Raw genomic sequence first — 21,178 nt, 5'->3', positions numbered from 1 at the left:
TAGTCGGCGGGAGACAGCGTATAAACGACGGTAGCTCAAAGAGGCTTTTGAGCCATCAGCTCTCCTCGATTTCGAGGTACCGGACCTGAACGTCCACGTCGAGACCGTACTCGGCGGCCAGTCGCTCGTCGATAGCGGCCGCAAGCCCCGGCCGCGGCGCGTCGGGTGGGACGCCGACGGTCACGACGACCTCCGAGGGGCGCTGGAGGAGGACGTACTCGCTCGTCGTCCTCACCTCGAGTTCGACGAGTTCGTAGCCGTCGTAGGCGGGGTCCTCGAGTTCGGCGTCGACGCCGGCACGGATGTCCTGTTCGGTGGTGGCGGTCTGATAGGAGTCGAAGGTGACGCCGCCGAGGAACAGCGAGAGGACGGCGATAGCGCCGACGAGAAAGACGACGCGCTTGAGCGTCGCCACGCGGGCCTGGTCGCGCTGGAAGAACCGCTGGGGGCGGTAGCCGGAGTACCACAGCACGACGAGCGCCGCGAGGTTGATAGAGAGGACGTTGACGGCGACGAGGACGGCCGAGCCGAGCGCGAGCGACGGTTCGCCGTAGGCGATACCGATGCCGACCGTCGCCGCCGGCGGGATGAGCGCGACGGCAATCATGACGCCGACCAGCGCCGCCGAGATGCCGGTCATCAGGCTTATCGCACCGGCGACGCCGGCGCCGATGGCGACCGCAAGCGACAGGAAGTTCGGCGACAGCCGCTCTTCGACCTCCGAGAGCGCAAGCGGGTCCAACCCCGGCGGAACGAGGTTCGTCGTCTGAACGAAGATGGCGAAGGCCGTCGCCGCGACGATAGAGAGGACGATGCCGAGCAACTGCAGTACTGCGCCGCGTCTGAACAGGTCCGTGTCGTCGATGACGCTGCCGACCGCCGCGGCCATCGCCGGGCCGATGAGCGGGGCGATGACCATCGACCCCACGACCGTCGCCGGGGAGTCGAGCAGCAGTCCCGCGGTGGCGATAATCGCCGAGACGACCGTCATCACGACGTAGGTCGGCAGCGACGACGCCAGTTCCTCCGCGCGCGCTTCGAGTTCCTGTCTGGCGATGCGCTCTTCGCTCTCCTCCTTTTCCGCGTAGCTCTCCTTCAGTTGTTCGAACCGTTCGGAGACGACCGTTTCGGCGCTCAACACGACGGTGTACGCCTCGCGGTCGAGACCCACATCTCGGAGTTCTTCGAGGATGGGTTCGACCGCGTTCGTCGGGAGCGGGAAGTACGCGACCGCGGTGTACTCCCGGCCGCTCGTCTCCTCGGTGACGACGTAGTCGATGCCCTCATCGTCGAGGACCCGGAGGACGGTCTGTCGCTTCCCGGCGGGGATGGTCACCTGGACGAGTCGCACAGACGGCCGTCGGAGCGAGGGGCGTTAACGCTACCGAACAAGCGGGCCGAACACGAACGGGACGGGGTTTATCGGCAATCCGACCGTACGACGTGTATGGTCTCGACAGGCGATTCCGCACCGACGTTCACCGCAACACTCGGAACCAGCGACCACGAATCGTTCGATTTGGCCGACGAACTCGGCGAGGGCCCCGTCGTGTTAGCGTTCTTCCCCGGCGCGTTCACACCGCCATGTACCAACGAGATGGTGGCGTTCCAAGAGCGGCTCGAACACTTCGAGGACGCCGGCGCGACGGTGTACGGCGTCAGCGCCGACTCGCCGTTCTCACAGGGCGCCTTCCGCGAGGAACACGGCATCGAGTTCGACCTCGTCAGCGACATGGCCGGCGACGCCATCGGCGCCTACGACCTCGAAATCGACATTCCCGACCTCGGACTGTTCGACATCGCCAACCGCGCCGTCTTCGTCCTCGACGGTGACGGAACGGTCGTCTACGAGTGGGTCGCCGAGGACCCCACGAACGAACCCGACTACGGAGCGGTCCTCGAAGCCGTCGAGTCGGCCTGAACCCAGGACCGCGCTCCTTATCCGGTCGAACCGTCAATCGACGGTATGTTCGATACACGCCCGAACCGCGAGTCCGAGGTCGTCCTCGTCGGGCGCTCCAACGTCGGGAAGTCGACGTTGATGCGGGAACTCACCGGCCACTCGAAGTTCGCCACCGGCGGCAGCCCCGGCGTCACCAAGAAACCCAACCACTACGACTGGGCCGCCGAGGACTTCGTCATCACCGACCTGCCGGGATTCGGCTTCATGTCCGGCGTCCCCGAGGAGGTTCGCGAGGACATCAAACGCGACGTGGTCCAGTACGTCGAAGAGTACGCCGAGAACATCCTCGTCGCCGTGTTGGTCGTCGACGGGAAGGCCGTCGTCGACATCATCGACCGCCACTCCGGCCCCGAGGAGATACCACACGACGTCGAGATGTTCGGCTTCCTGCAGGAACTCGGCATCCCCACCGTCGTCGCCGTCAACAAGATGGACAAAGTCGACGACCGCGACCAGCGACTCGACGACCTCGCCGAACGCCTCGGGCTCTACACCCCCTGGCAGCAGTTCGACGAGATTCTCGCGCCCATCTCCGCGAAACGTGGCAACATCAAAGCGCTCAACGACGCCGTCCGACACCACCTTCACGAACAGCAGCGCGACGATTTGTTCAAGTTCTTCTAGTGAACCTTTTTGCACGGTCGCTCGCCGAGGGCGAGCGACCGGCAAAAACGTTCATGAAAAAGACACGTCGGGCCTCCCGTTGGTCGGCCCTCGGTCCCGTGCGTGGCGGCTTCGCCGCCACGACGGTACGGTTGCGGGCAAGCCCGCAACCCGCGCCTCACTGCGTTCGGCGCGGAGAACCGCGCTCGCTTCGCTCGCGCGGATGCTACATGCTGGCGGACTGTTGAGGTATCTCGTCAGAACTGGAACGGTGGCTCAGAGAAAGTCCCTCATCACAAGGGGCTCAGAGGGGGTAACTTTCGTCACCGCCACCGAGTCGTGTTTTCGGGCCGGAGCGGTTTGAATGCCAGGGGTTTGCGCTCGTTGGGACGATACGGGATTGAACCCGAGCGTCACTCAACGAGCTGAATCGTGTTGCCGTTGGCGGTCGGGTGGAGGTCACGACCGATTTTGTAGCCCTCGCTACTTGCTAACTCGACGTATCCGGAGAGGCCCTTCAGGTTCTGGTGGGCGGGGATGAGGTGCTCCGGTTGGAGGGCGTCCAGCATCTGGTAGTGGCCCTCCTGAGAGAGGTGCCCCGACACGTGGATGTCGTCGTAGATACGAGCACCTTGCATCTTCAACAGCGTTTCAGCCTGGTATCGCTGGCCCTCGTTGGTGGGTTCGGGAATGACCCGAGCCGAAAAGATGACCTTGTCGCCCTCGTCGAGTTCGTACGACGTTTCGCCGCGTCCCATGCGGGTGAGCATCGCCCGAGGTTCACCTTGATGGCCGGTGACGACGGGCAGGAAGTTCTCCTTGCCCTCGTTCATGATGCGCTTGAACGCGTTATCGATGCCGTTGCGGCGGCCGTACATCTCCAAATCGTCCGGGTAGTCGGTGATTCCCAGTCGGTCGGCGGTGCCGCTGTACTGCTCCATCGAGCGGCCCAGCAGAATCGGCTGTCGGCCGATGTCCTCGGCGAACTCGACGAGCGAACTCACGCGGGCGATGTGGCTGGAGAACGTCGTGGCGACGATGCCACCGTCGTAATCCTCCAGGGAGTGCATCACGTCTTTCAGTTGGGCTCGAGCCACGGATTCGGAGGGCGTCTTGCCCTTCTTGTTCGCGTTGGTACAATCCTCGATGTAGCAGAGGACGCCCTCGCGACCGATTTCCCGGAACCGCTCCATGTCGATGGGCTCGCCGATGACCGGCGAGTGGTCGATTCGCTTGTCGAGGCCGTAGACGACGGCCCCTTCGGGCGTGTGGAGCACCGGATTGATGGCGTCGATGATGGAGTGGGTGACGTTGACGAACTCGAGTTCGCACTCCTCGCCGATGGACATCGTGCCGCCGGGGTCCATCTTGACGAGTTCGTTCTGAACGTCGAACTTGTCGTCGTCGCGGATTTCCTCTCGGACCAACTCGATTGTGAACGGCGTGGCGACGATGGGTGCGTCGTAGCGGTGGGCGAGTTTCGAGATGGCGCCGATGTGGTCGAGGTGGCCGTGTGTCGGGACGATAGCCTGTACGTCTCCATCGAGGTCGCTCATCACGCGGTCGTCCGGAATCGCACCCATATCGATGAGGTCGAGGCTGTGCATCCGCTCGGTTCGAACGTTGTCGTGGATGAGCACCTTCGAGAGGTTCAACCCCATATCGAAGATGACGATGTCCTCGCCCGCCCGAACCGCAGTCATCTGTCGTCCCACTTCCTCGTAGCCGCCGATAGTAGCGATTTCAATTTCCATTATTCGTTCCGATCATAGCAGCCCGAATCCCGAGAGAACCGAGAAATCAGGAGAGAGGTACCGCATCGCGTCGTCTCGACAAATCCAGAACGACGACTCCCCTAAATGGACAGCGCGTATTTCGGTTAGTAGATTCTTTCGGTCCGAGCGGTAAATACCCGCTGATGACGCTGAATCTCTATCCGAACACGTAACAGAGCCGAAACGGAGACACCGGACACCCGATTCGTCTCTGTCCTCCCCGTTCCTCTAGCGGTTCGTTTGTCGAAGCATCGGAAGCGAACGTCGTACAACGAACGAACCGAGAGCGAGTGTGGTATGAATGGGGGTGTCGGTTCCCGGACCGTGACACTCGCCTCTGGAGGATATGAGACTCGGGGACAAACCTGTAGCTGATGCCAGAAGAAGTACTATTCAAAACCGAGCAGCAGCATACGCGGTCGGAAATCGCCGAGGCACTCGTTTCAGCGGCCGAACAAATCGAATCGGGGACCGTCCAGTTAGAGAGTGACACGGAAACACAGGACGTTGCCGTCCCCGAGACGCCTCGCTTCGAAGTCGAACTCGAGCGACTCACCGATTCGGAGACGGGAGAGGAACGGTACGAACTCGAATACGAGATTCGGTGGACGAAGTAGCCCAGCCTCTCCTAATCGAAGCTCGGTTTCGGAGAGTTCGACGTCAGTCCCGCATCTCTTCGGGCGGTTTGAGGTACTCCAACCCCCAATCACGCATCGAGTAGATAACCGGCTCTAGGGACTGACCGAACTCCGTCAGAGAGTACTCGACGCGGAACGGCTTTTCGCTGACGATTTCGCGGTCGATGAGGTCGTTCCCTTCGAGGTCGTCGAGCGTATCGGACAACACCTTACTCGAGATTCCGTCGACTTCCTCTTTCAGCGCGTTGAACCCCAGCGGTCCGTTTTCGAGTAATCTGTGGATGATGACGGGATGCCACTTCTTGCCGATTAGCGACGAGGTCGTCGTAATCGGGCACCATTCCTCACCGGCACACCAGACCTCTTTGCGGTTGTCGTTCATGAGAATACGTTCGTGTGGGAGACACTTATAGTTACATTACAAAACCTACTTTCATAAAGTAACCTGCCGAGACCGGCCGGTCGGCGAGGGGTCGAACACGGGAAACGCGGCCGCTCCTGAACGGCAGTGAGACTCAGATACACGTCTCCCGGGAGTAGTACAGGTCCGACTGTATCCAGGCGTTTTCCCCGTTTCGGTCGTATATCAGCAGGTCCGTACCGCCAGTATCGACCGCGGCGAAGCGGTCCAGCGACACGGCGTCGACGCCGACAGTCGGACACTCACCGGCCGAACACGTCGTTTCGGTTTGCATTTGGGTCACCTATAGAACGTAAGTTACGTATAGTAATCAATAAGCGCTCGCACACCTTCCGGTAAGGCGGTAACGTGATGGTAAGGGCCTGGACCGCCGCCAACGCAGTTCCGGACGAACACCGCTGATTCCGTGCCCGTCGTACCCCGTGAGGTCTGCGTAACGCCGTTACTGTGCGGTTAGATAACGCATATCACACCACGAACGAACAACGTACTGGAGGCACGACGATGGACAGATTCGCAGTACTGCTCAACACGAGCACCGACGAAGTCGGACAGACCGCAAACGGCCTCGAGTACGCCCTGGACCTCGACGAGAGCGGCAAGGAAGTCGAGGTGTTCTTCGATGGCTCCGCCACCCAGTGGCCGGGCGAGCTCGCCGCAAACCCGGAACACCCAGTCAACGGGGCCTTCCAAGAAGCAAGGGAACGGGGGCTACTCGCCGGCGCTTGCAGTGCTTGTGCAGGGGCCTTCGAGACGGAAGCGGAATTGGAGGAGGCGGGTATCGAACTCCTCGGAGACGGCGACCATGGGCCATCAGTCGGCGAACTAACCGACGAGGGGTTCGACCTGCTCACCATCGGCTGAACGGGTCGGCCGATTGCTCACCGGTTCGAACGACACGGAGCGCGATTCGGTTACTGAGCGGTTAGCTGCCGTTTATGCCGAAAGGGCCAGAAGGTCCGCCGTGGTCCCAGTCCCATCACCGACACTGCTCGTACTCGTCGGCGCGGTCCTGCTGGTCGCCGGCGTCGTCAACGGCGTCGCTGGGTTCGGGTTCGCCATCGTCGGGACGATGGTGCTTGCGACGGCCTTCGACCCGGCGACGGCGGTCGTGTTCATGATTCTCCCGATTCTCTCGGTGAACCTCTCGCTGGTTCGAGAGCTCTCGGTTCCGGAGTTGAAATCCTGCGGGCGGCGGTTCACGCCGCTGTTGCTCTCGGCGCTGCTCGGAACCGTCGTCGGGATGGCCCTCCTCGACCGCCTCCCGGATGCCCCGCTGCGAATCGGTCTGGGGCTCATCTCGCTGGCGTTCGTCCTCAACGCACAACGCGTCGTGCCGGTTCCGGGGCTGGCACGCGCCAAGGAGGGGTGTTTCGTCGAATCGACGCCCGCGATGGTCGGCGTCGGGTCCGTCTCCGGACTGCTGTTCGGCGGGACCAACGTCGGCGTCCAGCTCATCGCCTACGTTCGGAGCTGTGACCTCTCGCACGGCGTCTTCGTCGGCGTCGTCGCGTTGGTGTTTCTCGGACTCAACGGAATCCGCGTCGCCGCCGCCGGCGCCCTCGGACTGTACCCCGACAGCACGGTGTTCGTCGCCTCGCTCGTCGCCGCGATTCCGGCGCTGCTCGGCGTGGCACTCGGCAAACGGTTCCGAAGTCGTGTCGGGGAGCGGCCCCGTCGAGCCGCCGTCCTCACGCTGTTGAGTATCATCGGCGTCCGTCTCGTCCTCGGGGGAGCCGGTATCGCCTGACCGGTCGAACAGCGAGGCGGCAGTCACGGCACGAAGACCAACTCGCCGGTGGCAGCGGCGACCACGAGCAAGTAAAACACCGTCCCGAAGGCGGCACTCGCGACGACGACGCGGTCGGGGTCCCGACGCGGGAGGGTGTGACGGAGGAGCGGCACGTCCCGTAACTCCGGCCGTGTCAGCAGGTGGTTCATCGCGACGGCGAAGGCGGCGACGAGCAGCGGCCCGACGCCGACGCTGTTGACGGCGGCCAACAGCGAAGCCGTCGTCGCGTCGGTGAGCGCCAGCGTCGCGACGGGGCCGACGACCGACGCCGGGTCCGGACCCACCGGGAGCAGCGCCCCGTAGTTCGCGAACAGGAACAGCGCCGACCCAGCAGCGATGGCGAGGAACTTCTCGGCCATCCCCAGTCGCGGGGGGAGGAATCGAGGGAAGACGAACAACCCCACAAGGAACACGGCGTTCATTCCGAGCCACGGTCCGAGGTCCTGCAGCGCCAACGGCAGGCCCGTCGCGAGGATACCGACGCTGAACCAATCGAGGCTCAGATACTCGGTCTGTGGGCACGTCCCCGAGAGCACTCGCTTTCGGTGGCCGGGATGGGCGAGGTGAAACCCCGCCCGCAACAGCAGAAACGTCGGCACCAAGAGGAGATACGCGTACAGCCGTATCTGGAGGCCGGCCGGCGAGGCGACCGACCCGATGACGATGGCCGTCGAGAAGTCGATGACGCCGTTGACGAACCAGAAGGTGAGAATCGACGGCGCGAACAGACAGCCGTTCAGAATCGCGGTCAAGTGGCCACTGGAGAACGTGAACTCCTGGGAGAGGAGGCCAGCGAGCGCCGACCGCAGGTTCCGACCGACTTCGATGGGGCGTCTGAGCCCGTCGAGGAGCGTCGCCTGCATCTACCGAGACGTCGTGCCCATCAGTATTTGCGGTTTCTCCGAATGGTACTCGGAACGGACAGCCGCGGTCGGTCCGACACCACGACGGCGTCAGTTCTCCGGGGTGTCGCTCCGTCCGGGGACACCCCGCCCCTGGTAGAACTCCCCGCCCCAGTGGCTAATCCAGATGTCCTGATTGGCGAGGTACAGCGCCCACTCGGTGTCGAAGCGGTCGTCGGTGACGGACCACTCGTCGGCGTCAACGTCGTACTCGACTTCGGCGTTGTAGACGGCGGCCTGTCCGAACTCCCCGCCCGCCGCCGGCGGCAACGGCAGCGTGAACTCGGCGCCCTCGTCTCTGGACTGGGGGGCGCTCGGCTCGCTGGAGTCGGCCGCGGTTGAACGTCTGATTGAAGAACCTGGCGTAGTTCTCCCTGATATCCATATCGAGCAAGGCATCGGCGGCGTTGAGACCGCCGGTGATGTCGCCGGCGTCGCGTGCCGTAATCGTGTAGGTGCTGTCGCCCGCGCCGCTGGCGTACACACCGGCGTCGTCGTCCCACAGTTCGTCGGTGAGGTAGCCGAGGACGTCCTCGGCGGTATCGCTGTGGTCGACGCCGTCGAGTTCGGAGGCCCACAGCAGGCCCTGAGCGACGATGCCCTGTGTCGCCGCCTGGTTGTCGGCGCCGTTCTCGACCATCCCGTTGCCCGCGAGGTTCGCCTCGATTTCGGCGGCGAGCCCGTTGGCGTAGGTGGCGGCTGCCGACCGGAGTTCGGCGCTTCCGGCCTGCGGTCCGTAGTACCCGACCGCCCCGAGCATCTGTCCGGCCGACCGAGTCGACTCCTGAGACACCACCTCGGCGGGGTCGAACAACTCCATCGTGGTCCGTGCGACCCCGTCGGTTATCTCCTGGATACCGACCGGGGTATCGAAGACGCCGTCGCTGTCCTCGTCTTTCGGGATGAGCGGTCGCGGGTTCACGTACCCGAACCAGTCGCCCTGGGCGAGGCTGTTGATGTCCGAGAGGAACCATAGCATCGCGGAGTGGTGGTGAGGCCGCCGGGTTTCGTCGACGATTTCTCCCTCGGCCGGCCGGTACTCCGAGAGCAACTCCCACGTGTCGCCGTGAGTCAGCGCGCCGTTCTCCCGGGAGCCGCCGACGAGCAGCGCCGCGTTGATGCCGACCTGTGCGAGCGTCGTGAGCAACTGCGCACGGAACTTCGCCGCTATCTCCGGCGGAAGAACCTCGAAGTGGTTCTGGAAGTTCTTCGCCCAGGTGATTCCTTTGAGGTGTGTCCAGGCCAGCGAGGATGGACTGACGATTCCCGAGGACTGGGATTTGTCCCACTTGAGCGTGCTGGCGTCCGGCCGCCCGGTGTCGTCTTCCAGTACGGGCCGTTGGGTGAACGACGGGTCGCCTTCGGTGAACGCCGCGAAAGTCAAGTTCGGGTTGTTAATCGGCGGCCGGTCAGTGTCGGCGTTCTCCAGCATCGCCGGCAGTCGCTGGTCCCGCATCTCCGCCATCTGCTCGTTGAGCGGGAACGGGACCCCGTTCTCCGCCATCGCGATGTTGGTACTCATGTTGTACAGCGAGTACCAGTAGGAGTCCCACGTCGCGTCGATCCAGTTGTAGGCCGCCGACTCGCCACCACCACCGCCGATACCGGCGAGTTCGAGCAGTCGCGAGAGGGTCTCCCGCGCCGAGGAACTCTCGACGTCCTCGGGGGCGGTCGTTCCGGGGCCACCACCGGGTTCCTCGACGACGACGAGTCCGACCATCCCGAGACCCTCGTGTGGCGAACAGAAGTAGTTGTACACGCCGGACTCGGAGAAGGTGTGCTCGAAGGAGTCGCCTTCGCTCATCACCTCGGAGTCGAACGCCGCCGCCCCCGACGGGAGACGATTCGGTTTGTCGTTGTCAGCGTGGTAGGCAGTTACCGAGTGACTCCCTGCCACGTCCTCGAAGGTGACCGTCGCGCCCGCCTCGGCCCAGACGACGGCGGGCGAGAACACGAACTGACCGGCCCCTTGGTCGGAATCCAGCGACAGCGCCTCGACGGTCGCCGATGATTGGAGGTCGTCCGGACCGCCGAGTACGTCCCCACCGGGCGATGCGTCGCCGCCCGACGCCGGGGTCGCTGTCCCGTCGGGCGTCCCCGTCGGCGTCGATTCGTCTTCGTCGTCCTCTGCTCCGGAACAGCCCGCGAGCGCGGCAACGGCCGCGACGCCGCCGAATCGGAGGAGGGTACGTCTATCGTAGTGCGTCATTGGGTACGAAACAGCATTGTTCTGACGTTCGTATCAACCTAAGCGAACGTTCCGGTAACTCGGTTACTGGCACGAAACCGGCTACGTTCGGAGTAAGGTGTGCATACTGTGTCTCTTCCTCGATGACGTATCAAATCGAGAGTAGTTCGACGGCGAGGACGATACCGCCGACGATGCCGAAGACGACGCCGAGGCCACTTTCCATCAGTTCCTCGGGGAGGTACTTCCCGACGCGAGTGCCGACGGTGCCGCCGACGAGGACGCCGGGTATCGACCACGCGACGACGTACCAGACCGGTGTCGCGCTGAGCGCGTGGATGGCTGCCCCGACGGACGCCGTGATGGCGAGGACGAACACGCTCGTCGCGATGGCGACCCGCGGCGGCAGTCGACACCGGATGACGAGCTGTGTCGTCACGATTTCGGGGAGGCCGGCGCTGATGAGGCCGGTGATGAAGCCGCCGACGGTCGACAGCGCGACACCCGGTGGCCGCCAGCAGGTGCTGTAGCGGTAGACCTCCCCGTCGGCGGCTTCGACGACCGTCTCGGGGTTCCGCTCGGCGCGTTCGCGCAAGTACTCCCCTTCGCTCTCGCCGGGTTCACACGTCTCCGGCGACGGGTAAAACAGCAGGAACCCACCGAGGACGAGCAGGCCGACCCCGAAGACGATTTTCAGAAGCGTCGGGTCGACATAGTGGGCCGCCAGCGACCCGACGACGATGGCCGGAACCGAGCCGAGCAGGAGCCACTTCGCCGTGGCGTAGTCGACGACGCCCTGCTTGACGTACGACCGGAGGCCGTTGCCCATCCCGAACACCTCGGTCATGAGGCCAGCGCCGATGGCCTGTGCCGGGGTCAATCCGACGACGAGCATGAAGAACGGACTGAAGAACAGCGCCCCGGAGACGCCCGAGGACAGCGCGACGAACGCGAAGACGACCGACACCGGAAACACCCACCAGTGGTCGAAGAACTGCGCCTCGGAGAACGGTACCGCGACCTGCCCCAACGGTGCGGCGCTGACGATGGCCGTCGTCGCGGCAATAGCAGTCAGAGAGACGACGACGGCCATCGACACGGTGCGGCCGTCCGACCTATCCATCGTCCCACCGTCCGAGCGTCGAGAGCGTGGTTACCATACGTAACCAACAATCGCATCGACAATAAGGGTATGACTGACCGAGCGGTAACGGCCTTACCACGAGGTGACCGTCGTCATCCACGGCCGCCGGCCAGTTCCGCGGCTTCCGGCAGCGAGCGGAGTCGGAGCATCGCAAGCGTGCCGACGAGCGGACCGATAGCCAGCGGCGCGAACGCCCACCGCCAGCCGACGGCCTCGGCGACGATGGGGGTCGCCTGAATCGACCCGAGCGTGAGCAAGAAGCCGACGGCGGTCTGCAGGGTCAGCGCCGTTCCGACGTAGGAGTCCTCGGCCAGCTCCGAGACGGCCGCCGAGAACTGTGCGGAGTCGGCGACGATGACGAACCCCCATAGGAGGACGAACGGAACGACGACGGCGGCGGGAGCGCCGAAGACGAACCCCGCGGCCACGCAGGCCGCCCCGCTGCCGACCATGCTGAGGCTCGTGACCGTCGTTCGACCGATGCGGTCGGCACCGAGGCCGGCGACGACCGCACCCACGCCGCCGATGCCGATGGCACCGAAGGCGACGAGGGCAGCGAACCCCGCCGACTGGCCACCGCTGGCCGCGAAACTCAGCTCCAGATACACCGGAATCCACGCCCAGACGGCGTACAACTCCCACATGTGGCCGAAGTAGCCGACGTTCGCCAGCAGCGACCCCCTATCGCGCAGGAGTCGGGGGACTGCCCTCGGGTCGAACGGGGCGGCGGCGGCCTGATACGGCCCCGAATCGACGAACAACACGAGGACGGAGCCGACGAAAGCCAGGCCGGCCGCCCCGAAGAGGACGAGTCGCGGCTGTCCGACGCCGCCGACGCCCCGCAGGAGGTGCGGCATCGCCGACCCGACGGTCAGCGCGCCGACGAGGACGCCGATTGCGAACCCGCGTCCCGAACGGAACCACCCGGCCATGATTTTCATGCCGGGCGGGTAGACGCCGGCCAAGGCGACGCCGGTGAGAAATCGCAACGCGACCGCCGGGAGAAACGAGTCGACGAGACCGGCGATAGCCGCCGTCGCGAGTGCGCCGACGGCCCCCGAGATGGCGAAGAGATACCGCGGCCGAATCGTATCGGAGACGGTGAAAACGGCGGACAGCACCGCCCCGACGACGAATCCCAACTGGACGGCGTTGGTCAGCCACGCCGTCTCGGCGCCGGACAACCTCCACGCGTCGGCCAACTCCGGACCGACTGCGGAGGCGCTGAACCACAGCGTCATCGCGAGCAACTCGGCAATCGCGAGGACGACGAGGACACGATAGCGGCCGGCCAGTACGTCGCTGGTCGTCGAATCACCACTCATCTACAGGTCCAATCGAGCCCCTGTGTATCAATGTCGTGGTGGTTTGGTGACGAACGTGCACGGGTTCCGAGAACGCAAAACCGGGCGGGAATACAAGACCGCCGGGAACGACGGTTCGGAACGTGGAATCCAACGCCTTCGAGACGGCCGAAGGCACGCCGCTGACGGCCGTCACCGCCGAGGAGATGGCCGCCGTCGACCGCGTCGCAACGGAAACCGTCGACCTCCCGCTGTACTCGATGATGGAGAACGCGGGGCGGAACCTCGCGAGCGTCGTCCGCAACCGACGGGACGGACGGCCGGTCGTCGTCCTCGCTGGCGGCGGCGGCAACGGCGGTGGGGGCCTCGCCTGCGCCCGACACCTGCTGAATCGAGACGTTCCGGTCACCGTCGTTACGGACCGACCGGCTGCTTCGACCACCGGTGCCGCGGCGACCCAGCGACGGATTCTCGAGGCCGCAGGCGCGACCGTCCGCGACGAAGTGCCCTCGCTTGCGGGTCGGTTCGCCGTCGACGCGCTGGTCGGTTACGGCCTCACCGATGCGCTGGACGGCGTCGCTGCCGACCTCGCGCGTGCCTGTGACGACGCCGACGGCGTCGTCTCACTCGACGTGCCGTCGGGCGTGAACGCGACGACGGGAGCGGTTCCGGGAGCGGCCGTCGACGCCGACGCGACCCTGACGCTCGCGCTGCCGAAGACGGGGCTCGGGCCGAACGGCGGCGAGTTGCTGCTGGGCGACATCGGCATCCCGGCGTCGGTGTACGAACGGCTCGAGATACCCTACGAGCAGCCATTCGAGGAGTACGTCGTTCCGATTCGAGAGTGAGTTGGCTACTCGGAGGCGGTGGCGGCGACGGCGCCGTCGTCGTCGGTGGGGGCCTCGCGCTCTATCGCCTCCAGGCGGTCCCGAACCGTCACCGTCGAGGTGCCGTCGGAGGACGGCGCGACGAACCGCAACCCGGCCGCGTCGTACTCTGCCAGCACCATCGTGGGGAACTCGATACCGCTGCAGTCGCTGCCGTCGATGGCAGTCGCGTTCTCGTGGTACTCGAAGCAGGGCCGGAGGGAACGGCCGTGTTCGTCGGCCCACGACTCGAAGGCGTCGATGCTGTCGAGGAGGAACTGCCCGGTTTCGGTCGACGCCGCCGCCGTGTTGGGACAGACACGCCCGCCGGTGACATGAACCGATAGTTCGATGGAGCCGGTCGCCGCCAGTCGCTGGAGGCGCTCGAAGACCGACTCCTGGGTCGGCCGTGTCGCGTTCGGCGCGAGCGACCGAACGAACAGTTCGATTCGAATCGGTCGTGAGCGGGAAGTCATACCGTACCGGTGGCTCCCGGCGGAGATATAGATTCGCTAACGGTTTCGTTGCCGGGTTACCGAGCAGTACCCGACGGCGAGACACGCGGCGTCCTCGCTACCGGTCGTCGAGGAACGCTGCCGCCCGCGTCTCCCCGAGCGACACCAACTCCTCGATGAACTCGGGGGAGCGGTCGGCCTTCGTCGAGCAGTGATACGCCTGTCCCATCTCGATTCTGTGGACGTTCGTTTTGGTGAACTGGTCCTCGGGGAGGAGTCCCTCGTCGATCCAGTCGTTGATACGTTCGATGAAGCCGAGTTCCTGGTTCAGCGAGATGTTGCCGGCGAGTTCGTTTCGGCGGTCGGATATCTCCTCGCCGGTTTTCGGCACCGACTCGCGCTCCTGTGGGTTAATCTGGACGACCCACAGCTCCTCGGGTTTGCGGTCGCCGTCGCCGACCATCAGGTCGTTGACGGGCGGGTTCTGGCTGAACAACCCGTCCCAGTGGTAGTGGTCGTGGATTTCGACGGCCCGGAACAACTCCGGTATCGCCGCGGAGGCCAACACCGCGTCGGCGGTCACGTCCTCGTTTGTGAACGTCTCGAACTCCCCGGCGTTGACGTTCACCGTCCCGACGACGAGTTCCGGTCGTTCGGGGTCGGCACACAGCGCCTGAACTTCCTCGAAGTCGACGTGGCGTTCGATGAGCGCCTTGAACTCCGATTGGGCCCACGTCGCCGTCGGCTGGAAGTAGGGACTCACCTGCGCGACTGGGAGACCGCTGGCTTCGAGTTGGCGCGTCCAGACGGCCGTCGCGTTCGTCACGCGGTCGAGTGGGTCGTCCGCAGCGACGTCGTCCCAAACCGCATCGAGCAGTTCGATTGCGCGTTCGCGCCCCTCGGTCGCCAACCCGTACCATGCGGCAACGGCGTTGAGCGCACCGCCGGAAGTCCCCGACAGCCCAACGAGTTCGTCGTCCTCGTCCCAGTTTTCGAGGACGTGTCTGAGAACGCCCGCGGTGAAGGCGGTGTGGCTGCCGCCGCCCTGACAGGCGATGGCGATTCTACTCATAGGTCGTTGTGTAGCCGCCGTCGAACAGTAAATCACCGCCGTTGAGGTGTTTGGCGTGCGAGGAGAAGCCGAACACGAAGAGGTTCGCCACCTCTATCGGCGTCATCATCTCCTTGGTTCGGGCCTGTCCGAGCATCACGTCCTCGACGACGTCCGTCTCGGAGAGGCCACGCTCTTCGGCCGTATCCTGTATTTGGTCGACCATCAGCGGCGTCAACACGTAGCCGACGCTCACGGAGAAACCCCGCAGCGTCCCCTCGCCCTCGGCAGCGATGGCACGAGTTAGACCGGTCAGACCGTGTTTCGCCGTGATGTAGGCGGGTTTGTCCCGCGTCGCGTAGTGGCCGTGAACCGACGACATGTTGCCGATTGCACCGACGCCGTCGTCGGTCGCCTCGACGTGCGGTATCACGAGCTGTGAGAGGTAGAACGGCGCCCGGAGCATGAGGTCCTGCATGAAATCGTACTTCTCCATCGGAAACTCGGCGATGGCGGCGATGTGTTGCATTCCCGCGATGTTGGCGAGATACCGTACCGTTCCTTCCTGTGCGGCCGCATCGACGGCGCTTCGAACCGCCGCGTCGTCGGTGAGGTCACAGGGTGTGGCGAACACGCGACCATCCGTGTCGAGGGATTCCGCGGTCGCGATGGTCTCTTCGAGACCGTCCTCGTCGATGTCGAGTCCGGCGACGGTCAGGCCGTTGGCGGCGAGTGCGACGGCCGTCGCCCGCCCGATTCCGGAGCCGGCGCCCGTGACGAGCGCGACGTTCTCCGGCGAGAAGTGGTCGTCCGCTATTTCGAGTATCTGTTCGTCGGTGAGCTCCGGCGGAGTAAGCGACCCTCCGGAGCCGTCGTCAGTGGTGTTTGCGTCTGTTGTCATCGTGTATATATTGCGTCGGAGCAGCCTATACGTTCGCTACGCGGAGTGTGTCGGCGGTGCTGCCCCCGATTACGCCAGTTTCGACGCAGCATCCCGAAACGCCGACTCGAGGACCTTGTTCATCGAGGGATGGACGTGAATCGTGTCGGCCACGTCTTCGACGGAGAGTCCGTGCCGGACCGCGAGCGTCGCCTCGTGGACGAGCATCGATGCCTCGTGACCGACGAGGTGACAGCCGAGCAGTTCGCCGTCGGGCGAAGCGAGCACCTTCACCAGTCCGTCGTCGATTTTGAGCGCCCGCGACATCGCGGCGTCGGCGTATTCAGCGCGCCCGACGACGTACTCGACGCCGTTCTCTTGGAGTTGACCCTCCGTCCGGCCGACGCCCGCGACCTGCGGTTCGGTGAAGACGGCGTGGCTCATTCCGCTGTAATCGACCGTCCGGTCGGCACCGTCCACGAGGTTCTCCGTGACGACCTCGACCTCGTAGTCGGCGGCGTGTTTGAACGGATGGTCGCCGATGATATCACCGATGGCGTAGACGCCGTCGACGTTCGTCTCCAGTCGGTCGTCGGTCTCGACGAACCCCCGGTCGTCGAGTGCGATGTCGGTGTTCTCGATGCCGATTCGGTCGGTGTTCGGTCGGCGACCGAGCGCGACGAGCAGTTCGTCGCCGGACACCTCGATGGTGTCGCCGTCGGCCGACTCGGCAGTCGCGGTAATCGTACCATCGGCCTCCGAAACCGAGGTGACGCGGTAGCCGGTGAACACGTCGTGGCGCCGTCTGGCGATGTCGGTGAATCGCTCGGCCACTTCGTCGTCCTCTCTGGGCAGCAGGCTGTCCTCCATCTCGATGAGCGCGACCTCGGTGCCGAGGGCGTCGAAGTAGTAGCCGAGTTCGGCGGCGATGTAGCCGCCGCCCATGACGACGAGTCGCTCCGGCGGCTCGGAGAGTCGAAGCGCCTCCGAACTCGTGAGGTAGTCCACGTCGGTGAGACCGTCGATGGCGTCGATGACGAGCGGGCGCGTCCCCGCGGCGACGAGCACCTTCTCGGCGGTGTACTCCGTCCCGTCGGCCCGTAGCGTCCGGTCGTCGATGAACTGCCCCTCGGCGTTGACGAGCGTGAGGTTCTCCTCGTTTCGCTTGCTCTCGGCCATCCCGTCGGCGATGTCGCCGAGCGTGCCGTGGACCTCCTCGACGATGGCCGGTACGTCGACGCCGTCGAGCGTGACATCGACGTGAAACCGGTCGGCGTCGGCGACCGCGTTCACCCGGTTGGCGTGGGCGATGAGCATCTTCGAGGGGTTACAGCCGCGGTTGAGACAGGTGCCGCCGAGCGGTCCCTTCTCGACGAGCACCGTCTCCAGTCCCGCCGCCGCGGCCGCCGAGGCAACTTTGTTTCCGGTTCCGCCACCGAGGACGAGTACGTCGACCGTCTTGTGGGCGGTGTCACCCGCCGCCGAATCCGTCTGAGACATGTACGGTTACTCAATTACTCTTAGTAACCTTAACTGCTGGCTGAGCAAGAGGAAACCGAGTTACCTGCGGCTCACCGAACGGACGCTGCGTTCTGCAGGCGGCGCTCGAAGTCGGTGGTCGCATCAAGCGGTCGGCTCAGGGTATCGACCGACACGACAGCGTCGCTGAAAGCGACGCCCGCACGCGCGGCTCGAAAAGCGAGGTTCCGAAAGGGGAGATGCCGTACCGTCGCCATCCATGGGGACTCCGAAAGGGGGGTGGGGGGTGCAACGACACACAGCAGACGGCCGGCGACCGTACGTTCGGCTTCGGAGAATATAATCGCTCGCTAACTGCCGGTTCAGGTACTAACACGCGTGTAACCACCGCCACCGTCTGTCTCCGGTCACCGATAGATGCAGTGAAAGCCGGCGACTCGCTGGTAGAACGCCGGGATGACTTCGGTCCGGAGGTCCGCCGACCGGTCCTCGGCGAAGGCCTCGTGTGTCAACGCCCGCGTGTCCTCGATTGCGGCATCGACGTGTTCGGGAACACCGGACTCGTCGGTGGTGCTCATGTAACTCCAGACAAACGCCGATTCGAGCGCGTCGAAGAACGCCTCGGTCGGTTCGAACGTCACCCCGGCGTCGACGAGTCGATAGTGGGTTTCACGGACGAGCGATTCGCCGTCGGCGAGCCCGTGGTCCTCGAAAGAGGAACTGGTCGTACAGTCGGGCGCGGTTCCGGAGTCGGGGGAATCGGTCGGGAGACTCACACAGTAGGTTACGGATAGTAACCATAAGTAATCCAGCCGACCGTGTCACGAACATGCACACACGAAAACCGCCAGACTGCGAGCTTTCCAGACGTCCGACAGCGCGCAGACGTGGTGGCGGCGACGGAGTCCATTACGTGCTGGTAATCCCATTACCTGTCACTCAGCGAATGCTTAATAGTTACCCTACAAAACCGAGTAACCGTCAGTAAGCGTCTGAGGGGCGACCCGTCAGATGCTTCCGATTCAAGAGGTACCCCACGATGGTAACACTACTCAGCGGATTGGTCGGTGGATTGCTCGCAACTATCGTCATGACGATGTTCATGATGGCGCTCGGCGACGACTCGCCGCCGCCGACGGCCCAACTGTGGGCGAAGTACGTCGGTGACGGCCCGGCCGAGGAGTACATGATGCCCGGGATGGCGCTACACATAATGTACGGCATCGGCGCCGGCGTCGCGTTCGTGCTGGTCGTTCCCGCGCTCGGATTCGGGTTGGAGACGCTCCTGACGGCCGTCGCCTTCGGCGCCGCCTACGGCATCGTGCTGACCGTCGTCGGGATGATCCTGTGGATGCGCGTCGTGCTGGCGATGGAGCCCGACCCGAAGATGATGGGGATGTTCACCGTCTTCCATCTCGTCTACGGCGTCGTCTTGGGCGCCGTCGTCGGGTCGGGCATCCTCGGCTAAACCGTCTCGCGACCGTCGGCATCGAGCGTCTCACTGACTCGCTTCGTTCCCTCATCCAACACCAACGGCCCCACCGGCCGGCAGCGAACGGAAACTCGAACCGAGCGGCGTACTCATCGCCGTCATCGGCTTCGTCGTCGCGAGGACGACGGTTATCGGGCACATGCTCTGGGGAATTACTCTCGGGAGCGGAGACCACGCGCACCTGCAGCGGGAATTGTGACCGAGGCGCACACCCCACACAAGGTTAATCGAACCCGAACCCAACTAGAAGTATGAAAACGACCAGACGGCACGTCCTCGGGTCGGTCGGTGGACTCGTCGCGCTATCGGGCTGTCTGGGTAGCGGAGAGCCGAACGAATCTGACGGGAGCGGGTCCGGCAGCGAGCCGCCGACGGCCGACCGGTCGCTACCGGAGGCGTACACCGCCGCCGAACTCCGAGATGCGGTCGAGGACGGCGGGCCGCCGAAGGACGGCATCCCTTCCATCGACGACCCGACGTTCGCGGCGGCCGCCGACGCGCCGTCGAACCTCGATGGAGCCGACCCCGTCTTCGGCGTCGAACTGAACGGCGAGGCCAAGGCCTACACCCAGTACGTCCTCGTCTGGCACGAAATCGTCAACGACACCGTCGGCGGCGAGCCGGTTTCGGTCACCTACTGCCCGCTCACCGGGACGGCACAGGGGTTTCGCCGCGGCGACACCGAGTTCGGCGTCTCCGGCCGACTCATCAACGCCAACCTCGTGATGTACGACCGCGGCACCGACAGTTGGTGGCCCCAGATGCTCGCGCGAGCCATCAAGGGGCCGATGCAGGGGTCGTATCTCGAGGAGTTCCGCGTCGTCTGGACGACCTGGGAGCAGTGGCGGTCGGCACATCCCGACACCGTCGTCCTCACCGAGGACACCGGCCACGCCCGCGACTACGGCCGGGACCCCTACGGCGGGTACAACCCACCGAGGGGCTACTACGCCGAGGACAACACGCTGTTTCGGCCGCTCGCGACGGACGACCGGTTCCGCCCCAAGACGGTGGTGCTGGGCAGCCGAACCACCGACGGCGCCCTCGCCGTTCCGAAGACGACCCTCCGAGAGCAGACGGTGGTCGAAGATACCCTCGGCGGCGTTCCGTACGTGACCGTCTACGACGATGCCCTCGATACGGGCTACGTCTACCGGAACCCCGAGGGACGGAACGTCACCGACGCCGACGGCGACGCTTCGGCGCCGACTCACGGACACGAAAGCGGCAATCGGACTCGCGGCCCGGCGCCGGGATTCGCTGGTCGTCATCGGTGCCGTCACCGTCGTGTACATCCTCGCGTATCTCTGGGCGGTGGGAAATCTCTCGTTTCGCCCCGACGTCAAGCCGGGCTTGCTCGTCGTTTCGGACCCCCTCGGACGGGCGTTCCTCCGAACCGGTCCCGCGTCGTTCGAAGCCGTCGCCGTCCTCGACACCGGGGTCGTCCGGTTGTTGGTCGCGCCGCTGAACGTCGCTATCGGGCTGTCGATAGCGATGCTCGTCGGCGTCAGCCTCGCGCTGTCGTATCTGGCCGTCGTCCGACCGCAGGCTTGCGGCATCGGAGCGGGGTCGGGGCTGCTCGCGTCGGTTCCGGCGTTGCTGTCGGGGACCGTCTGCTGTGGCCCCGTCGTGTTAATCGCACTGGGGATTCAGGCCAGCGGCCTGCTCGTGTCGCTGTTCGCGTGGCTGCTCCCTCTCGGCGTCGCGCTGCTGGTGGGGAGTCTCATCTACCTCGGTGGGAAAATCGACACCACCGACGTGGCAGCGGTGTAGCAACGCGTCTGCGGTCGGAGTTCGTACGAACGGTCGCTTTCGACCGGGAGAAATCACAGGGTTTTGAACCACGGCGCCGGACGGCGAGGTATGAGACGCCGAGTCGGGACGAGCCTCTACGCCGGACTGCTGTTTACGGTGTTGGGCGCCGTCGCGTGGGCGAGCGGCCAGCCGTTCGTCTTCCCGAGTCTCGGCCCCTCGGCGTACATTCTCGCCTTCGACCGCCGCGGCGAGCGGACCCACGCCTACCGCGTCGTCGGCAGCCACGTCATCGGTGCCGTCGCGGGGTTGGGCGCGTACTGGCTGCGTGGCCCCGGTGTCACGCTGACGGCGCTGCCGCCCGCGCTGTCGGCCGACGGCTTGCGGCTGGCGGCAAGCGGCGTCGTCTCCATCGTCGCGACCAGTTGGGCGATGATAGCGACCGACACGAATCACGCACCGGCGTGTGCGAC

Annotated in this window: 23 protein-coding genes and 1 pseudogene; 10 read left to right on the top strand and 14 right to left on the bottom strand. The window is 64.9% G+C overall.

The annotated features are described in order from the left end of the window. Positions 1–55: 55 nt before the first annotated feature. Positions 56–1,351 carry a TIGR00341 family protein gene (locus tag GJ631_RS02480; RefSeq protein ID WP_370518537.1) on the bottom strand — a complete coding sequence of 432 codons (1,296 nt, stop codon included), beginning with the start codon at positions 1,349–1,351 and terminating at the stop codon, positions 56–58. Positions 1,352–1,447: 96 nt separating this feature from the next. Here GJ631_RS02480 and GJ631_RS02475 point away from each other — a divergent pair, with 96 nt between their 5' ends. Both GJ631_RS02475 and engB read left to right on the top strand, forming a co-directional pair. Further along, a complete protein-coding gene (locus tag GJ631_RS02475) occupies positions 1,448–1,921 on the top strand; it encodes a redoxin domain-containing protein (RefSeq protein ID WP_156707631.1) in 474 nt (157 codons plus the stop codon). 45 nt (positions 1,922–1,966) lie between these two features. Continuing rightward, positions 1,967–2,587: a GTP-binding protein EngB gene (engB, locus tag GJ631_RS02470; RefSeq protein WP_156707630.1), complete on the top strand. Its 621-nt coding sequence runs from the start codon at positions 1,967–1,969 to the stop codon at positions 2,585–2,587. A gap of 392 nt (positions 2,588–2,979) precedes the next feature. On the opposite strand, the gene GJ631_RS02465 is transcribed toward engB, so the two are convergent. After that, complete coding sequence (locus GJ631_RS02465) at positions 2,980–4,320, bottom strand: ribonuclease J (RefSeq protein WP_156707629.1); 1,341 nt, start codon at positions 4,318–4,320, stop codon at positions 2,980–2,982. Between the two features lie 395 nt (positions 4,321–4,715). On the opposite strand from GJ631_RS02465, the gene GJ631_RS02460 reads away from it, so the two are divergent. Beyond that, positions 4,716–4,958, top strand: a complete 243-nt coding sequence (locus GJ631_RS02460) for an amphi-Trp domain-containing protein (protein ID WP_156707628.1) — start codon at positions 4,716–4,718, stop codon at positions 4,956–4,958. Between the two features lie 43 nt (positions 4,959–5,001). Here GJ631_RS02460 and GJ631_RS02455 read toward each other — a convergent pair whose 3' ends face one another. Further along, complete coding sequence (locus GJ631_RS02455; protein WP_156707627.1) at positions 5,002–5,361, bottom strand: helix-turn-helix domain-containing protein; 360 nt, start codon at positions 5,359–5,361, stop codon at positions 5,002–5,004. Positions 5,362–5,494: 133 nt separating this feature from the next. Continuing rightward, a complete protein-coding gene (locus GJ631_RS02450) occupies positions 5,495–5,683 on the bottom strand; it encodes a hypothetical protein (RefSeq protein WP_156707626.1) in 189 nt (62 codons plus the stop codon). A gap of 221 nt (positions 5,684–5,904) precedes the next feature. On the opposite strand from GJ631_RS02450, the gene GJ631_RS02445 reads away from it, so the two are divergent. Together GJ631_RS02445 and GJ631_RS02440 are read left to right on the top strand one after the other, a co-directional pair. Continuing rightward, positions 5,905–6,264 carry a DsrE family protein gene (locus GJ631_RS02445; RefSeq protein ID WP_156707625.1) on the top strand — a complete coding sequence of 120 codons (360 nt, stop codon included), beginning with the start codon at positions 5,905–5,907 and terminating at the stop codon, positions 6,262–6,264. A 100-nt stretch (positions 6,265–6,364) separates the two neighbouring features. After that, positions 6,365–7,150, top strand: a complete 786-nt coding sequence (locus tag GJ631_RS02440) for a sulfite exporter TauE/SafE family protein (protein ID WP_370518536.1) — start codon at positions 6,365–6,367, stop codon at positions 7,148–7,150. A gap of 23 nt (positions 7,151–7,173) precedes the next feature. On the opposite strand, the gene GJ631_RS02435 is transcribed toward GJ631_RS02440, so the two are convergent. The 5 genes from GJ631_RS02435 to GJ631_RS02420 all read right to left on the bottom strand — a co-directional run bounded on the left by GJ631_RS02435 (position 7,174) and on the right by GJ631_RS02420 (position 12,751). Continuing rightward, positions 7,174–8,055 carry a hypothetical protein gene (locus GJ631_RS02435; protein WP_156707624.1) on the bottom strand — a complete coding sequence of 294 codons (882 nt, stop codon included), beginning with the start codon at positions 8,053–8,055 and terminating at the stop codon, positions 7,174–7,176. A 90-nt stretch (positions 8,056–8,145) separates the two neighbouring features. After that, positions 8,146–8,364 (bottom strand): hypothetical protein, encoded by a 219-nt coding sequence (locus GJ631_RS18880; RefSeq protein WP_231753862.1) that lies wholly within the window; start codon positions 8,362–8,364, stop codon positions 8,146–8,148. Then, on the bottom strand, positions 8,294–10,303 hold the full coding sequence (locus GJ631_RS02430) for a plastocyanin/azurin family copper-binding protein (RefSeq protein WP_231753861.1): 2,010 nt from the start codon (positions 10,301–10,303) through the stop codon (positions 8,294–8,296). The genes GJ631_RS18880 and GJ631_RS02430 overlap by 71 nt, the downstream gene beginning before the upstream one ends. A 130-nt stretch (positions 10,304–10,433) precedes the next feature. Further along, positions 10,434–11,405, bottom strand: a complete 972-nt coding sequence (locus tag GJ631_RS02425) for a sulfite exporter TauE/SafE family protein (protein ID WP_231753860.1) — start codon at positions 11,403–11,405, stop codon at positions 10,434–10,436. A 113-nt stretch (positions 11,406–11,518) separates the two neighbouring features. Next, a complete protein-coding gene (locus GJ631_RS02420) occupies positions 11,519–12,751 on the bottom strand; it encodes an MFS transporter (RefSeq protein WP_156707623.1) in 1,233 nt (410 codons plus the stop codon). Positions 12,752–12,873: 122 nt separating this feature from the next. On the opposite strand from GJ631_RS02420, the gene GJ631_RS02415 reads away from it, so the two are divergent. Beyond that, positions 12,874–13,578: an NAD(P)H-hydrate epimerase gene (locus GJ631_RS02415; RefSeq protein ID WP_370518535.1), complete on the top strand. Its 705-nt coding sequence runs from the start codon at positions 12,874–12,876 to the stop codon at positions 13,576–13,578. A 5-nt stretch (positions 13,579–13,583) separates the two neighbouring features. Here the strand turns inward: GJ631_RS02415 and GJ631_RS02410 are convergent, their stop codons facing one another. From GJ631_RS02410 to GJ631_RS02390, 5 genes are all read right to left on the bottom strand, one after another. Continuing rightward, positions 13,584–14,072: an HTH domain-containing protein gene (locus GJ631_RS02410; RefSeq protein WP_156707622.1), complete on the bottom strand. Its 489-nt coding sequence runs from the start codon at positions 14,070–14,072 to the stop codon at positions 13,584–13,586. A gap of 97 nt (positions 14,073–14,169) precedes the next feature. Continuing rightward, positions 14,170–15,123, bottom strand: coding sequence for a patatin-like phospholipase family protein (locus GJ631_RS02405; RefSeq protein ID WP_156707621.1), 954 nt, complete (start codon positions 15,121–15,123; stop codon positions 14,170–14,172). Beyond that, positions 15,116–16,003 carry an SDR family oxidoreductase gene (locus GJ631_RS02400; protein WP_156707620.1) on the bottom strand — a complete coding sequence of 296 codons (888 nt, stop codon included), beginning with the start codon at positions 16,001–16,003 and terminating at the stop codon, positions 15,116–15,118. The genes GJ631_RS02405 and GJ631_RS02400 overlap by 8 nt, the downstream gene beginning before the upstream one ends. 69 nt (positions 16,004–16,072) lie before the next feature. Then, the gene (locus tag GJ631_RS02395; RefSeq protein WP_156707619.1) at positions 16,073–17,482 is read right to left on the bottom strand and encodes a dihydrolipoyl dehydrogenase; all 1,410 of its coding nucleotides are present in this window, start codon (positions 17,480–17,482) and stop codon (positions 16,073–16,075) included. A gap of 386 nt (positions 17,483–17,868) precedes the next feature. Further along, the gene (locus GJ631_RS02390) at positions 17,869–18,237 is read right to left on the bottom strand and encodes a hypothetical protein (protein WP_231753859.1); all 369 of its coding nucleotides are present in this window, start codon (positions 18,235–18,237) and stop codon (positions 17,869–17,871) included. 263 nt (positions 18,238–18,500) lie between these two features. Here GJ631_RS02390 and GJ631_RS02385 point away from each other — a divergent pair, with 263 nt between their 5' ends. The 4 genes and pseudogenes from GJ631_RS02385 to GJ631_RS02370 form a co-directional block, all read left to right on the top strand. Beyond that, positions 18,501–18,929, top strand: a complete 429-nt coding sequence (locus tag GJ631_RS02385; RefSeq protein ID WP_156707618.1) for a hypothetical protein — start codon at positions 18,501–18,503, stop codon at positions 18,927–18,929. Positions 18,930–19,204: 275 nt separating this feature from the next. Further along, a pseudogene (locus GJ631_RS02380) lies at positions 19,205–20,080 on the top strand (DUF3179 domain-containing protein); the annotation flags it as partial. Position 20,081: 1 nt separating this feature from the next. After that, positions 20,082–20,726: a hypothetical protein gene (locus GJ631_RS02375; protein WP_197424752.1), complete on the top strand. Its 645-nt coding sequence runs from the start codon at positions 20,082–20,084 to the stop codon at positions 20,724–20,726. A gap of 90 nt (positions 20,727–20,816) precedes the next feature. Next, the coding region (locus GJ631_RS02370) for an HPP family protein (protein WP_156707617.1) at positions 20,817–21,178 on the top strand (362 nt) is incomplete at its 3' end.

Source organism: Natronomonas sp. CBA1123, from assembly GCF_009741925.1.
GTDB lineage: Archaea > Halobacteriota > Halobacteria > Halobacteriales > Haloarculaceae > Natronomonas.
Note: the sequence above shows the minus strand (reverse complement) of the source record. Positions and strands in the feature narration are given on the sequence as shown.